11 protein-coding genes and 3 pseudogenes are annotated in these 13,896 nt (G+C 71.8%); 11 read left to right on the top strand and 3 right to left on the bottom strand.

Annotated features, from left to right (window positions below):
• Nucleotides 1–57: 57 nt before the first annotated feature.
• Nucleotides 58–2,445 carry a PQQ-binding-like beta-propeller repeat protein gene (locus ABZ386_RS26750; protein ID WP_358966169.1) on the top strand — a complete coding sequence of 796 codons (2,388 nt, stop codon included), beginning with the start codon at nucleotides 58–60 and terminating at the stop codon, nucleotides 2,443–2,445.
• Between the two features lie 110 nt (nucleotides 2,446–2,555).
• On the opposite strand, the pseudogene ABZ386_RS26755 reads toward ABZ386_RS26750, so the two are convergent.
• Nucleotides 2,556–2,938: pseudogene (locus ABZ386_RS26755) on the bottom strand (hypothetical protein); the annotation flags it as partial.
• A 1-nt stretch (nucleotide 2,939) separates the two neighbouring features.
• On the opposite strand from ABZ386_RS26755, the pseudogene ABZ386_RS26760 reads away from it, so the two are divergent.
• From ABZ386_RS26760 to ABZ386_RS26785, 6 genes and pseudogenes are all read left to right on the top strand, one after another.
• Nucleotides 2,940–3,149 (top strand): annotated as a pseudogene (locus ABZ386_RS26760) (hypothetical protein); the annotation flags it as partial.
• A gap of 308 nt (nucleotides 3,150–3,457) precedes the next feature.
• Entirely contained in the window at nucleotides 3,458–3,688 is a 231-nt protein-coding gene (locus ABZ386_RS26765) for a hypothetical protein (RefSeq protein ID WP_351337847.1), read from the top strand.
• A gap of 407 nt (nucleotides 3,689–4,095) precedes the next feature.
• Nucleotides 4,096–4,662: pseudogene (locus ABZ386_RS26770) on the top strand (hypothetical protein); the annotation flags it as partial.
• Nucleotides 4,663–5,015: 353 nt separating this feature from the next.
• Entirely contained in the window at nucleotides 5,016–5,774 is a 759-nt protein-coding gene (locus ABZ386_RS26775) for a prepilin peptidase (protein WP_358966172.1), read from the top strand.
• Between the two features lie 70 nt (nucleotides 5,775–5,844).
• The gene (gene mqnC, locus ABZ386_RS26780) at nucleotides 5,845–7,044 is read left to right on the top strand and encodes a cyclic dehypoxanthinyl futalosine synthase (protein WP_114254691.1); all 1,200 of its coding nucleotides are present in this window, start codon (nucleotides 5,845–5,847) and stop codon (nucleotides 7,042–7,044) included.
• Between the two features lie 17 nt (nucleotides 7,045–7,061).
• Nucleotides 7,062–7,508: a hypothetical protein gene (locus ABZ386_RS26785; RefSeq protein ID WP_355718006.1), complete on the top strand. Its 447-nt coding sequence runs from the start codon at nucleotides 7,062–7,064 to the stop codon at nucleotides 7,506–7,508.
• Nucleotides 7,509–7,538: 30 nt separating this feature from the next.
• Here the strand turns inward: ABZ386_RS26785 and ABZ386_RS26790 are convergent, their stop codons facing one another.
• Complete coding sequence (locus ABZ386_RS26790) at nucleotides 7,539–8,570, bottom strand: hydrolase (RefSeq protein ID WP_355718003.1); 1,032 nt, start codon at nucleotides 8,568–8,570, stop codon at nucleotides 7,539–7,541.
• Between the two features lie 208 nt (nucleotides 8,571–8,778).
• On the opposite strand from ABZ386_RS26790, the gene ABZ386_RS26795 reads away from it, so the two are divergent.
• From ABZ386_RS26795 to ABZ386_RS26810, 4 genes are read left to right on the top strand one after another with little or no spacing between them, the layout of a single operon-like run.
• A complete protein-coding gene (locus ABZ386_RS26795) occupies nucleotides 8,779–9,189 on the top strand; it encodes a hypothetical protein (RefSeq protein ID WP_351337833.1) in 411 nt (136 codons plus the stop codon).
• 13 nt (nucleotides 9,190–9,202) lie between these two features.
• A complete protein-coding gene (locus ABZ386_RS26800) occupies nucleotides 9,203–11,419 on the top strand; it encodes a bifunctional polysaccharide deacetylase/glycosyltransferase family 2 protein (protein WP_358966175.1) in 2,217 nt (738 codons plus the stop codon).
• A complete protein-coding gene (locus tag ABZ386_RS26805; protein WP_358966178.1) occupies nucleotides 11,419–12,693 on the top strand; it encodes an acyltransferase in 1,275 nt (424 codons plus the stop codon). Before ABZ386_RS26800 ends, ABZ386_RS26805 begins: the two co-directional genes overlap by 1 nt.
• A 23-nt stretch (nucleotides 12,694–12,716) precedes the next feature.
• A complete protein-coding gene (locus ABZ386_RS26810) occupies nucleotides 12,717–13,412 on the top strand; it encodes a demethylmenaquinone methyltransferase (protein ID WP_114254693.1) in 696 nt (231 codons plus the stop codon).
• Between the two features lie 4 nt (nucleotides 13,413–13,416).
• Here ABZ386_RS26810 and ABZ386_RS26815 read toward each other — a convergent pair whose 3' ends face one another.
• Nucleotides 13,417–13,728 carry a PASTA domain-containing protein gene (locus ABZ386_RS26815; RefSeq protein WP_351337825.1) on the bottom strand — a complete coding sequence of 104 codons (312 nt, stop codon included), beginning with the start codon at nucleotides 13,726–13,728 and terminating at the stop codon, nucleotides 13,417–13,419.
• Nucleotides 13,729–13,896 lie beyond the last annotated feature (168 nt).

A 13,896-nucleotide genomic window follows, 5' to 3' on the forward strand; every position in this document is an offset into this window, starting at 1 on the left:
AAGACCATCACATGAACCGGGTGCTCCAGGAACGGTTCGCAACGGGGAAGGCCCGTCATGGAAACACTGCAACCGGATGATCCGCGGGAGTTGGGCAGTTACCGCCTTCTGCGAAGACTCGGCGCCGGTGGAATGGGCCGCGTCTACCTCGCCCGGTCGCCCGGTGGCCGGACCGTGGCCGTGAAGGTCGTACGGCAGGACCTTGCCGCGGACACCGACTTCCGCGCCCGGTTCCGGCACGAGATCGAGATAGCCAAGGCGGTGTCCGGCCGCTACACCGCGCCGGTCGTGGACGCCGACCCGGACGCGCCGCTGCCGTGGCTGGCGACGTCGTACGTGCTCGGCCCGGACCTCACGGACGTGGTCGCCGCGCACGGCGCGCTGCCGGAGCACACGGTACGCGCGCTGGCCGCGGGCCTTGCCGCCGCCCTCCAGGAGATCCACGCGGCCGGCCTCATTCACCGAGACCTCAAGCCCTCCAACGTCCTGCTCGCCGCAGACGGGCCGCGCGTCATCGACTTCGGCATAGCGCGGGCCGTGGACGGGAACCGGATGACGCAGACGGGTGTCGTGGTCGGCTCGCCCGGCTACATGCCGCCGGAACAGGCACTGGGGCAGGACGTCGGCACAGCGGGCGACGTCTTCTCGCTCGGGGCCGTCCTCACCTTCGCGGCGACCGGACACGCGGCCTTCGGTGACGGCACCGCCTCGCACGCGTCGATGCTCTACCAAGTGGTGCACGGCGAGGCGGACCTGACCGGTGTACCGCAGTCCGTGCTGGGACTCATCCGCGCTTGTCTGCTCAAGGATCCCGCCGGGCGGCCGACGCCCTCGGAGATCGTCACAGCGCTGGCCCCGCAGGGCGTCGAGGGCCTGCTCAAGGACTGGCTGCCGTCAGCGGTGGCGTCGACGATCGCCACCCACGCGGCGGGAATCCTGGACCTGGAGGCCCCTCAGGAACCGGCACCCGCCGGAGGATCCTTCGGTCCCGCGCCGACGACGCTGGACAGCGGGCCGACGCCCACCACCACACCGGCACCGGGATACGGCTACCCGAAGACACCCGGCTACGGCACTACGCCCGCCCCCGGTTACGGCGGCACGCCCGCCCCCGCCTACGGCACGCCCCCCGGCGGCAACACCCCCCTTGGTTACGGCACCCCGACCCCTGCCTACAGCGCGCCCCCGCCAGGCGCCGCGCAGGTGGGCCCCGCCGCCCCCACCGGCTCCGGCCCCTCCCGCCGACGCGCACTCTCGCTCGCCCTCGGCGGCGCGGCGGCCGTCGCGGCGATCGGCGGCGGTACGGCATGGCTGCTCGGCCGGGACGGGGACGTGCCCGACACGGCAGGCGGCAAGGGAGGCGTGGCCGAGCCCGTCGGCGAGAACTTCACGACGCCTCCGGCCGGGGTGGCGCCGCAGCCCCTGTGGCATGAGAGCGCGACCCCGGACAGCACCGCCACCGACGTGCCGCTCCTGACGCACGGCGGCCTGCTGCTGGTCAGCGGCGACCCACTGGTGGCGTACGACGTGAAGACCGGCGACGCCCGCTGGTCCAAGCCGGGCATCTGCCGCCCCGGCGCCCCGCTCCTGTTCCACGGCGGCAAGGTGTACCTGGCCGACGGCGACTACGACGGCGTCCTCGTCGCCTACGACGTACGGACCGGTGCGGAGGCATGGCGCAGTCGGCTCGGCAGGACACTGACCGTCGAGGGCACGATCGCCATCGACGACAGCAACGTGTACGTCACGGCGAAGGACTACGGCGAGTCCCGCAGCGCCACCAAGTACCGCACGGCCGTTGCCGCCATCAGCCACACCACCGGCAAAAAGGTGTGGGTCCAGCGGCGCGACTGGGGCACCAGGGACTACGACGTCCAGGGCACGGTCTCGGGCAAGTACCTCGTCTACACCGACTCCAACCAGAACGTCACCGTGCGCGACACCGCCACCGGGGACCAGTTGTGGACCCAGAAGATCGGTGACGAGTGGAGCTGGCGGCCCACCGTCGCGAACGGACTGGTCTTCCTGCCCGGCGAGCAACTCACCGCCGTCGACGTGGAGACGGGGAAGAGGCAGTGGGCCCTGTCGCCGAACGGCCGGCGCGGTTTCCACAACCCGGCCGTCATCGACGGTGTGCTCTACGCCGCCGACTTCGACGGCGGCGTCTGGGCCGTGAGCGTCAAGACCCGCAAACGCCTCTGGCTGTGCGAGGACCCAGGCGCCGACGAGCCTCCGCAGACGTTCCTGAAGGCAGGGACGACCCTGTACGGGGCCTCGGGGCCGCTGGACGGCGGCGGCGTCTTCGCCCTGAACGCCAGGACGGGCAAGTCCCGCTGGGTGTACGACGACAACAAGGAGACGGGCGAGCCGTGGCAGGCCGCCCTGGCCGGCAACCGGCTGCTCACGACCCACGGGGCCGAGATCTACGCGCTGCCGGCGGTGTGAGCCTGGACGGCGACGGACCACGGGATCCGGCCGATCCCGTGGCCCGTCGCCCGTGGCCCGTGGCCCGTCGTCCGTGGCCCGTGTGCCGATGGCCGGCGTGCCGGCGCAGGTCAGGCCGGCGTCGTGACCGTGAGAGGGTCCCCGCTGCCCAGGTGCAGCATGCCCTTGCCCGGCGCTCGCCCGACGACGTCTCCTGCGGGGAGAGCAGCACACCGCGGCGGGCCTTCTTCGCGTCGACCTGCCAGCCGGAGAAGCCGTCACAGATCTCGTCCTCGTCACCGGCGATGACGAGGGCCAGACCCTCCTCGGCGCCGCGCTCGATGATGCGCTTCATGACGTCCTCGGCATCGCAGTCCTCCAAGACCTCGGCGTCGTCCACCAGGACGACCGGGTCCTCCGGCTTGGCCGGGCCGCCGGTGAAGACCTTCAGGACACCGTCCTCACCCTCCAGATCGCGCAGCGGTGACGGACGAGGTGCTGCGAGAACCACACGCTTTCAGAACTGCGACGCCCGTGTGAAGGCCATCGCCCGCGAGATGGACATGACGGGTCCGGACATCGCGGCGACCCACTGCGTCGCGGCCGACGCCGAGCAGGTCGAGGTCGAGGTGCAGCTCACGTACTCCCCGGTCTTCACCGGGATGTTCTACGGCGGTGACGTGGTCGTCCACGGCCAGGCGGTGGCGCGGAACGAGGTCGGTTGACGCCCGCCGGCCGTGATCCGGAACCTTCGACGGATCTGCACACCGTTCACCGAGAGGTCGGAGGAAAGGCGGGCAGGAGTAGAGCACGGCTCATCTCCCACCGTGCGCCGTACATTTCTGTACCGCGAAGTGGCGGGATATGTGGAGAGGGTGCGCTGCCCGGTGACGGAATGGGCACACTCATGAATACGCCCCACGAAATCCATCGCACGCGGCAAACCACTGACTGGCCGTCCCTTCTCCCCACGTGCTTTGATCGGTCGCGCTCGAGCACTTCGAATTATTTGAAACGAAGGGAACCGCCTCCCATGGCCTTCACCCCGCAGATCGAGACCGTCCAGATGTCCGACGCCGAGCTGGACGGCATCGCCGGTGGCCAGGCGGGCGGCGTCGCCGCGGGTGCCGGCGCCGCGGCCGGTCTCTACGTCGAGACCACGGCCGCCGGCCTGACCGCGGGCGTCGGCGGCGGCCTGGGCCTCGCCGTCTCGCCCCAGGGCGTCGCGGCCGACCTGCACCTCAACGCCGCCGTCGCTTCCTGACGACACGCACGCGAAAGGCCCCGGATCTGGGATCCGGGGCCTTTGCGTATGCCCGTATACCCGTACGGCCCGTATGCCGCTATTCCGGCCGACGGATTATTCTCGGTTTGATTCCGGAACGTACCCGCACCGATCCGTGTGGGCTGCGGGAGCCTTACTGGCGGTTCATGGTCTTCGCGTCGGTCTCGTCCGTGCAGTAGCCGAGTGACGCGCCCCTGCCGTTCCCGGCGAGCGTGACCTTCGGGTCGAAGCCGTCGTAGCGAACGCGAAGGTGGCAAATTGGACGTCAACTGGACGTCAACAGGGGCTGTTTCCCTTCGCCCTTCGACGCCCCCAGGAGAGTCCATAAGATCTCTGTAGGCTCAGCACATCTCTCACTCCTCACACAGGACCCCAGGACACCCGCCATGCCGCGACGCCCCACCTCAAGCTCGACGGGAACCACGGCCCCGAGGAACAGGACGCCGCAGCCGGTCCGGGTGCGGCAGCGGTCGTTCGGGGACGTCGTCAAGGCGTTCCTGGCGTTCGTCGCCCTGTTCGTGCTGCTCGTGGGTGTGCCCTTCGCGCTGGCCACGCAGATCGGCTGGCCGCTGCCGAACGAGGTGCCCAGCCTCGACCGGCTGCGGCAGGCGATCACCGTCCAGGCGTTCCTGAACATCCTCACCGTCGTGGTGTGGCTGGCCTGGGCGCAGTTCACGGCGTGCGTGCTGGTCGAGATGAAGGCCGCGCTGTCGGGTGTCGGCGTGCCGGGTTGGGTCCCGGGCGCCGGGCCCAGCCAGTTGCTCGCCCGGCAGCTCGTCGCCGCGCTGCTGCTCGTCGGCGCCACGGCGGCCAGCTCCACGCCCGGGCTGTCGCAGCTCGGGCAGGGCTATGACGTCCACCAGAGGCCGGCCGTCGCCGCGGCCCAGCAGATCTCCGGGCTCTTCGCGCAGCAGAAGGAGCAGGCCGCCGGCGCCGCCTCCGCCCTCGTCGAGACCATGGAGGCCGAGACCCGGCAGCGGCGCGGGGCGCCGGGTGCCGCCGGGCAGGACTCCGTGCTCACGGGGCGCACCGGCCCTGCCCAGCACACGCGTTGGGCCCCGCACCTCGTGCTGCTCGCCGCCGAGCCGTCCGCCGAGGACGCCGTCAGGCTCGCCGAACTCGCCGCGGACGCCAGCCGGCTGGGCATCGGCTGCCTCGTCGGCACCGAGACCGGCGACCCGGACCGGCTGGCCGTGCTCGCCACCGACCTCGTCGGCCGCAGCGGGGCCCGCGGGCTGCCGCCGCGCACCGAGGCGCTGCTCGACGAGCTGCTGCCGACCTGGCGCGACACGATCGCCGCGGCGGGATGAGCACCGGGCTGCTGGTCGCCGTCGCCGCGCTGTGGGGCGCGGCGGCGGGAGCGCTGCTGCCGCGCGCGGCGTACCGGTTCTCGGCGCCCTCGGGGGAGCCGTGGCGTGCGGCGTGCCCCGGCGGGCATGCCGTCCGGGGCTGGCTGGGCCCGGCCTCCTGCCGGGACTGCGAGGACCCTGGACACGGACACGGACACGGACACGGACACGGACACGGTCCTCGTACGACCCCCCTGGCCGTAGCCACCGCTGCCGTCTGCGCCGCCCTCGCCGCCGCGACCGGCACCCGCCCCGAGATCGGCGTCTGGCTGCTGCTCGCCCCGGTCGGTGTCCTGCTCACGGTGGTCGACTTCCGGGTCCGGCGCCTCCCCGACCCGCTCACCCTCCCCTTCGCCGCTGCGGCCCTGGCCCTGCTCGGGCTGACCGCCCTGGTCCCCGAGCACGCGGGAGAGTGGACGACATCCCTCCTCGGCTCCCTGGCCCTCGGCGGCGGCTACCTCGTCCTCTTCCTCATCAACCCCGCGGGCATGGGCTTCGGCGACGTCAAGCTCGCCCTCGGCGCCGGCGCCGTACTCGGCTGGTACGGCTGGCCGACGGTGCTGCTCGGCACCTTCGCCGGCTTCCTGCTGGGCGCCCTGTACGGCGCCGCCCTCGTCCTCGCCCGCCGAGCCGACCGCAAGACGGCGATCCCCTTCGGCCCGTTCCTGATCACGGGCGCGCTCCTGGGCCTCCTGGCGGGGGCGTACACGGCCTGACGTCCAGCCCCCCGAACCCCTGGCGTACGCTGGGCTGGTCCGTCCACAACCCTTACGAAAGGGACGCCCGGTGACCGAGAAGGCCGACCTTCAGCCCATCCTCGACCGTGCTGCCGCCGGTGGGCGGATCACCCCGGACGAGGCGCTCGTGCTGTACCGGGACGCCCCGCTGCACGCACTGGGCGCCGCCGCCGACGCCGTACGGCGGCGCCGGTACGCGGGGACCGAGCACATCGCGACGTACATCATCGAGCGCAACATCAACTACACGAACGTCTGCGTCACGGCCTGCCGCTTCTGCGCCTTCTACGCCGCGCCCAAGGACACCGCCAAGGGCTGGACCCGTGACCTCGACGACATCCTGCGCCGGTGCGCCGAGACGGTCGAGCTGGGCGGTACCCAGATCATGTTCCAGGGCGGACACCACCCGGACTACGGCGTCGAGTACTACGAGAAGCACTTCGCGGCGATCAAGAAGGAATTCCCGCAGCTGGTCATCCACAGCCTGGGCGCGTCCGAGGTCGAGCACATGGCCCGGATCTCCAAGGTCAGCGTCGAGGAGGCCATCCGGCGCATCCACGCCGCCGGGCTCGACTCCTTCGCCGGTGCCGGAGCCGAGCTGCTGCCCGAGCGGCCCCGCAAGGCCATCGCCCCGCTGAAGGAGTCCGGCGAGCGCTGGCTGGAGATCATGGAGATCGCGCACAACCTGGGCGTGGAGTCCACGTCCACGATGCTCATGGGCACCGGCGAGACCAACGCCGAGCGCATCGAGCACCTGCGCATGATCCGGGACGTCCAGGACCGCACGGGCGGCTTCCGCGCCTTCATCCCGTACACCTACCAGCCCGAGAACAACCACCTGAAGGGCCGCACGCAGGCGACGATCTTCGAGTACCTGCGGATGATCGCCATCGCGCGGCTGTTCATGGACAACATCGCCCACATCCAGGGCTCGTGGCTGACCACGGGCAAGGAGGTCGGCCAGCTCTCCCTGCACTACGGCGCCGACGACCTCGGCTCGATCATGCTGGAGGAGAACGTCGTCTCCTCCGCGGGCGCCAAGCACCGGTCCAACCGGATGGAGATCATCGACCTCATCCGGAAGGCGGGGCGGGTGCCCGCGCAGCGGTCCACCACGTACGAGCACCTCGTCGTCCACGACGACCCGGCGAACGACCCCGTCGACGACCGCGTGGCCTCGCACATCTCGTCCACGGCCATCGAGGGCGGCACGGCTCACCCCGAGCTCAAGCTGATCGCCTCCAACTAGCCCGCCCGGGAGAAGAGTTGGAGACCATTCACACGGCGGACGCGGTCCGCGTCACCTGGGACTCCGATCCCGTCAAGGGCGGCGCCGTCGTCGTCGGACGGGACCGGATCGGTGCCGTCGGGACCCTCGACGACGTGCGCGAGGCGTTCCCGAACGCGCGGGTGCGCAGCTGGCCCGGCACCCTCGGCCCGGCCCGCGTCCACGAGGGCCCGCTGCCGGACGCCCCGAGCCCGCGCGAACGCGTCCACGCCGTGCTGAAACTCGGCGCGGTGGCCGTCCTGGAGGAGTACGTCGACTCGGCGGAACTCCGGGCCGCCGCCGAGCGGAACGACGTCGTCGTCCTGCCGCGGGCCCGCCGCACCGCGATCGTCCCGACCGGCCGCGCCGACCTCGCCGTCTTCGACGACGCGGGGGAGTGCCTCGCGACGGTGTGCGCGGGACGGCTGGTGCACCGGCGGCGCTGAGCGGAAGTCGGCCTCAGGCAACGGCCCGCGTCAGCCGGCGAACGCCTTCCCGAACGCGCCCGAACTCTGCGTCACCCCGCTGCAGTCGGTCGCCGGCCGGTCCGACCGGGAGCCGCTCGCGCACTGCCGGTCCCGGGCGGCCGACCAGATCGATACCCAGCCGATGCCCTTCTCCTCGGCGAAGGCCCGGACCTCGGCCGCGTCGGCGAGCGTGAAGGTCTCACCGTCGACATCGTTGACGCCGATCATCGAGGTGAGCGCCATGCCCCGCCAGGCGGCCGCGTCCGAGGTGCCGAACACCTTCTTCAGCTGGGTGTGCGCGGCCTGCGCGGCCGTGCGGGCGTAGCCGCCCATGTCGCCGTCGTACGACGTGCCGTAGTTCATCGTCATCAGGTTGACGGTCGAGACCCGTACGCCGTTGTCGTTGGCGGAGGCGAGGAGCGCCAGGCTGTCCTGCCCCAGGCCCGAGGGCATGACCGGGAGCGTGAACGAGACCTCCAGGTCCTCCCGTTCCGCCTGCAACCGGGCGATCGCCTGCGAACGCAGGGCGATGGACGCGGAGTCGGCCAGCTCGTCGCCCTCGATGTCGAAATCGGCCAGGCCGGTGCCGGCCGCGTCGAGGGCCTTGCCGTAGGCCGCCGCCAGTTCCGACGCGCTGTCGCAGTTCGCCGCGAGTTCCTTGCCAAAGGCGCCGCCGAACGACACCCGGACCTGGCCGCCGTCCTCCTTGAGCCGCGCGATCCGGGCCGCGACCGCCGAATCGCCGATGGCGTGCGTGCCGTTCCAGCGCGGGGTGCAGTCGCTGCCGTCGGCTATGACGAAGGCCAGGTTGTACGTCGTGGGGGAGCCCGCGGAGTCGGTGCCGGCGGCGTCCGTGGAGCTGACGTACGGGGCGTACGCCGTGTCGGCCTCGGTGGGCGTCGAGGTGCCGGGGGCCGCGGTTGTCACCGGGGGAGTCGTGGGGGACGCCGGGGCCGCGTCGCCCTGCCCGGAGCAGCCCGCGGTGGCGAGGGCGAGCAGGCAGCCCAGCCCGATCGCCGCCGGTTTCCGGTAACTCCTCATGAGGTGCGCTCCCGTTCTCGCGAGGTCTGGGGGTCGACGGGAAGTACGTTTCCCGGCAGCAAACGTCTCACGAGGCCGGTCGCTGACGGCGCGTTCCGCGGGCATTCCCGGGAACTCTCAGAGAAAGGACAGCTTGGGCCGTTTCTCATGGGTCTCTCACATGGAAACCCGCGTTTGGGGCACATAAAGGCGCCCTAGTGTCCGGGGAATGCATTCCGAGCCTGCCATCGAAAACCGCGCTCCTCGCGGTCGCCGCCGCAAACGCGGCAACGAGTCCGCCGAAGGACCCGTGTTCGTTGACAACTCCGGGCGCCGGGCCCGGCTGCTGCGCCGGATCGGCCTCCTGCTGGGGGCCGGCTGCCTCGGGTACGCGGCCGTGCTGGGCGCGGCCTTCATGGGCTGGGGGACGTCGCTCACGCCGTCGCAGCTGCTGCCGTTCGCGGGCGCGGGCCCGGAGGGCGGCCCCGGTGTGCCCGGCGGGCCAGGAGCGCCCGGAGCCTCGGGAGCGCCCGGAGGCTCCGGGGCGCCCGGAGGCTCGGGGGCTCGGACGGCACCGCCCGGCGCCGGAACCGTCGTTCCCACACCGCTCCCCTCCGCGTCCTCCGCGGCCACCGACTGACCGGGGCCGCCGTATGACCACGACCACCCCCTCCCGCGGCCGCCGCCGCGCCCCCTCCCGGATGGAGCGGGCCGCCGGCAAGGCCGCCGCGCTGCAGCGGCCGCGCGTCATCCTCGCCCTGCTGCTCCTGCTCGCGCTGGTCTGCGTGATGCTCCTCGACGGCTACCTGCGCGCCGAGGTCGGCGGCGACCAGCGCGTCCGCACCGGCGCCAGCTCCAGCGACGTACCGGACGACATCCTGAACGGCGGGCCGATCGTCACCTTCCGCGGCGGACAGGCCACGACCGTCTCCGTCCCGGACAAGACCATCGCGCTCACCTTCGACGACGGCCCCGACCCGACCTGGACACCCGAGGTGCTGGCGATCCTGGAGAAGTACGACGTGCCCGCCACGTTCTTCCTGGTCGGCTCGATGGTGTCGCGCCACCCCGGCATCGTGGCGGACATGGTCGAGCAGGGCCACGAGGTGGGCATCCACACCTTCACGCACGTCGACCTGTCGTACCAGAGCGACGCCCGCGTCCGGCGCGAGATGGAGCAGACCCAGCTCGCGCTGGCGGGCGCGGCCGGCATCACCACCACCCTGTTCCGGGCGCCGTACTCCTCCCGGACGGACGCCATCGACAACTACAGCTGGCCCGTCTACAAGAAGCTCGGCCAGGACGGCTACACCAGCGTCTTCGTCGACACCGACAGCGACGACTGGAAGCGGCCGGGCGTGACGAAGATCGTCCAGTGGGCGACGCCCGAGAAGAACAAGGGCGCCTCCGTCCTCTTCCACGACGCGGGCGGCGAGCGCTCGCAGACCATCGCCGCGCTCCCGAAGTACATCGAGAAGATGCGGGCGAAGGGCTACACCTTCACCACCGTCAGCGGCGTTCTCGCCGAGCGGCAGCAGGCGCCGGCCGGGGCGCCGCAGCACCGGGGAGCCCGGCTCCAGGCCGCCCACCGCGAGGCCACCGGCACGATCCTCTACGAGGGCAAGGCCCTGGTCGCGGCCGTCGCCGTCGCCGAGGCCGCCGTGCCCACGCTGTCCGTCGGACTCATGGTCGTCGGCGTCGCCGTCATGGGCCGCTTCGGGCTGATGCTCCTCCTCGCCCGCCGCCACCACCGGCAGCGCAACCGGCGCCGCTTCAGCTGGGGACCGACCGTCACCCGGCCGGTGAGTGTGATCGTCCCCGCGTACAACGAGAAGGAGTGCATCGCCAACACCCTCGACTCGCTGGCGCGGAGCACCCATCCGATCGAGATCATCGTCGTGGACGACGGTTCCACGGACGGCACGGCCGACATCGCCGAGTCCCTCGGCATGCCCAACGTCCGCGTGATCCGCCAGGCCAACGCGGGCAAGCCGGCCGCGCTCAACAACGGTGTGCGCAGCGCCCGGTACGACATCGTCGTGATGATGGACGGCGACACCGTCTTCGAGCCGGACACCGTGCGGCAGCTCGTCCAGCCCTTCGCCGACCCGGAGGTCGGCGCGGTCGCGGGCAACGCCAAGGTCGGCAACCGCACCACCGTCATCGGCGCCTGGCAGCACATCGAGTACGTGATGGGCTTCAACCTCGACCGGCGCATGTACGACCTGCTGCGCTGCATGCCGACGATCCCCGGCGCGATCGGGGCGTTCCGCCGTGAGGCGGTGCTCCAGGTGGGCGGCATGAGCGAGGACACCCTCGCCGAGGACACCGACATCACCATCGCCCTGCACCGCGCGGGGTGGCGGGTCGTCTACCAGGAGCACGCGCGCGCGTGGACCGAGGCGCCGGGCTCGCTCAAGCAGCTGTGGTCCCAGCGCTACCGCTGGTCCTACGGCACCATGCAGGCACTGTGGAAGCACCGCAAGTCCCTGACCGACAAGGGGCCTTCGGGCCGCTTCGGGCGGGTCGGCATGCCGCTGGTGGTGCTCTTCCAGATCGTCACGCCCGTCTTCGCGCCGCTCATCGACGTGTTCACGCTCTACGCGATGATCTTCGTGGACTTCCAGGCGTCCCTGCTGGCCTGGTTCGCGGTGCTGGGCGTCCAGCTCCTGTGCGCCGCGTACGCCTTCCGCCTCGACCGCGAGCGGTACCGCTACCTGCTGATGATGCCGCTCCAGCAGCTGGCCTACCGGCAGATGATGTACCTCGTCCTCATCCACTCCTGCGTCACCGCCCTCACCGGCGGCCGGCTGCGCTGGCAGAAACTGAAGCGCACGGGCGAGGTCGGAACCCCGGCGGGGGCGGGCTGATGGGAGCCCACCGCAAGCGGGCCCACGGCATGCGGGCCCACGGCATGCGGGCCCACGGCATGCGGGCCTACCGCAAGGCGGCGAACCGCAAGGCGGCCGCCGGTGAGGTGGCGGTAGCGGGTTCGTCTCCGTCGGTCGGCGAGGCGGCCGGCAAGAGGGCGAGGCCCGGTGAGGAGCCGGTCGGCAAACTGGCGAACCGCAAGGCGGACGATGAGGAGCCGGTCGTCGGCCCGTCCCCGTCGACCCCGGCCGGTCGCGACCGCTACTTCGACGCCCTCCGCGCGGTCGCCCTCGTCCGGGTCGTCGCGTACCACACCTTCGGCTGGGCCTGGGCCGGACTGGTCTTCCCCTCCATGGGCGTGATGTTCGGCCTGGCCGGCACCCTGATGGCCCGGTCCCTCCGGCGCCCCGCGCTCACGGTGATCAGGAGCCGGATCCGCAGACTCCTGCCGCCCTTCTGGTTCTGGGGCGTCTTCGTCGTCGGCGCGATGCTGGTGCACGGCTGGATGCCGGGCCGGCAGATCCTCTACTGGGTCGTGCCGCTCGGCGACCCGCCGGGCAACGCCTGGGGCGAGCAGGCCTGGGAGATCGTCTGGTACCTGCGGACGTACCTGTGGTTCGTGCTCCTCTCCCCGCTCCTGCTGCGGATCTTCCGGCTCGCGCCCCTGACAGCGCTGCTGCTGTCCCTCACCCCGGTCCTCGTCTTCCGGTTCGCGTGGCAGCCGCCGGACGACCGGCTCGGTGCCGCGCTGTGGGACCTGGCGACCTTCCTGTGCTGCTGGCTCCTCGGCTTCGCCCACCACGACGGCGTCCTGGCCCGGCTGAAGCCCGCCGCGGTGGTGCCGCTCGCGCTGGCCGCCCTGGCCTGCGGCGGCTGGTACGCCCTCGCGCACCAGGCCGAGTACGGCACGTACGACCTCGACGAGAACCCGCTCGCGCAGGCCTTCTGGTCGGCGGGGTTCGTGACGCTGCTGATGTACGCGAAGGGCCGCTTCCCCCGCGCGCTGCCGGCGCGCCACCGGCGCCTCGACCGGCTCGTGACCCTCTTCAACGCGCGGGCCGTCACGATCTACCTCTGGCACGAGATCGCGCTCGTCCTCGCCGTACCGCTGATCGACCGGTTCTGGGAGGTGCCGGCCTTCGAGGCGTACCTGCCGCTGGACAGCCAGTGGTTCCTGTTCGGCGTGGGCTGGGTGCTGATCGCCGTGTTCGTGCTGCTGTGCGGGTGGGTGGAGGACGTGGCGGCACGGCGGAAGCCCAGGCTCCTGCCGTGAGGGGGTGCTGCAACAATGGGCCCGTGACCCGCGCATCCCTGGACAAGCAGCCGCACGAAGTCGCCTCGATGTTCGACGACGTGGCGGAACGGTACGACCTGACCAACGACGTGCTGTCCCTCGGCCAGGACCGGCGATGGCGCAAGGAGGTCGCCAAGGCGGTCGACGCGCGCCCCGCGCAGAAGGTCCTCGACCTCGCGGCGGGCACGGGCACCTCCTCGCTGCCCTTCGCCCGCACCGGCGCCTACGTCGTCCCGTGCGACTTCTCGCAGGGCATGCTCCAGGTCGGCAAGCAGCGGCAGCCCTGGCTGCCCTACACCGCCGGCGACGCGACGCGGCTGCCCTTCAAGGACGACACCTTCGACGCCGTCACCATCTCCTTCGGGCTGCGCAACGTGCAGGACACGGACGCCGCGCTGCGGGAGATGCACCGGGTGACCCGGCCCGGCGGGCGGATCGTGATCTGCGAGTTCTCCCACCCGACGTGGGCACCGTTCCGCACGGTCTACACCGAGTACCTGATGCGCGCCCTGCCGCCGGTCGCCCGGGCCGTCTCCTCCAACCCCGACGCCTACGTCTACCTCGCCGAGTCCATCCGCGCCTGGCCCGACCAGCCCGCCCTGGCGGAGCGCCTGGGCAAGGCCGGCTGGTCGCGGGTGGCCTGGCGCAACCTGAGCGGCGGGATCGTGGCCCTGCACCGGGGCTTCAAGGACAGCTGAGGCCTTATGGGGGGCTGAGGACCATGGACGGGTCCCCCGGCTCGTCCAGCTCGCGCTGGAGTCCGCCCCTCGGCGGTCGCGGAACCCGCGGCTCGTGCACGCCTCCGCCGCCCTCGCCGGGACCGAAGTCGAACCACACGTAGACCATCGCGTCCCGCGGCACCTCGGCTCCGGGCTGCGGGTACTGGCGTACGACGTAGTCGACGACGGCGAGGTGGAAGTCGGGCCGGTCCGGCGCGGTGAGGGACAGCCCCCGCGCCCGGGCCGTCTCGCGCGCGTCGACGGCCATCAGACCGACCAGACGCGGTACGCGCATTTCGGGTGTCTTGCGGGATATATGCACAGATGTCACCCCCAGCGGTACAGGAAGGGTAACTCCCGCCCCGCACCGGCCGGAAGCGACAGGTGTCTTTCTGTGACAGTCGATTACTGTACGTCGCCGACTGGTTGGGTGCGGATGAGGAGGCAGCCCGGAGGCAGCCCT

Origin of the sequence: Streptomyces sp. NPDC006140 (assembly GCF_040628815.1) — a bacterium.
GTDB lineage: Bacteria > Actinomycetota > Actinomycetes > Streptomycetales > Streptomycetaceae > Streptomyces.

Bases quoted from the DNA above. Each gene is read 5' to 3' on its own strand.
- ABZ386_RS26750 (WP_358966169.1), top strand. From the start codon at position 58: ATGGAAACACTGCAACCGGATGATCCGCGGGAGTTGGGCAGTTACCGC.
- ABZ386_RS26775 (WP_358966172.1), top strand. From the start codon at position 5,016: ATGAGCACCGGGCTGCTGGTCGCCGTCGCCGCGCTGTGGGGCGCGGCG.
- ABZ386_RS26795 (WP_351337833.1), top strand. From the start codon at position 8,779: ATGCATTCCGAGCCTGCCATCGAAAACCGCGCTCCTCGCGGTCGCCGC.
- ABZ386_RS26805 (WP_358966178.1), top strand. From the start codon at position 11,419: ATGGGAGCCCACCGCAAGCGGGCCCACGGCATGCGGGCCCACGGCATG.
- ABZ386_RS26765 (WP_351337847.1), top strand. From the start codon at position 3,458: ATGGCCTTCACCCCGCAGATCGAGACCGTCCAGATGTCCGACGCCGAG.
- ABZ386_RS26800 (WP_358966175.1), top strand. From the start codon at position 9,203: ATGACCACGACCACCCCCTCCCGCGGCCGCCGCCGCGCCCCCTCCCGG.
- ABZ386_RS26790 (WP_355718003.1), bottom strand. From the start codon at position 8,570: ATGAGGAGTTACCGGAAACCGGCGGCGATCGGGCTGGGCTGCCTGCTC.
- ABZ386_RS26815 (WP_351337825.1), bottom strand. From the start codon at position 13,728: ATGCGCGTACCGCGTCTGGTCGGTCTGATGGCCGTCGACGCGCGCGAG.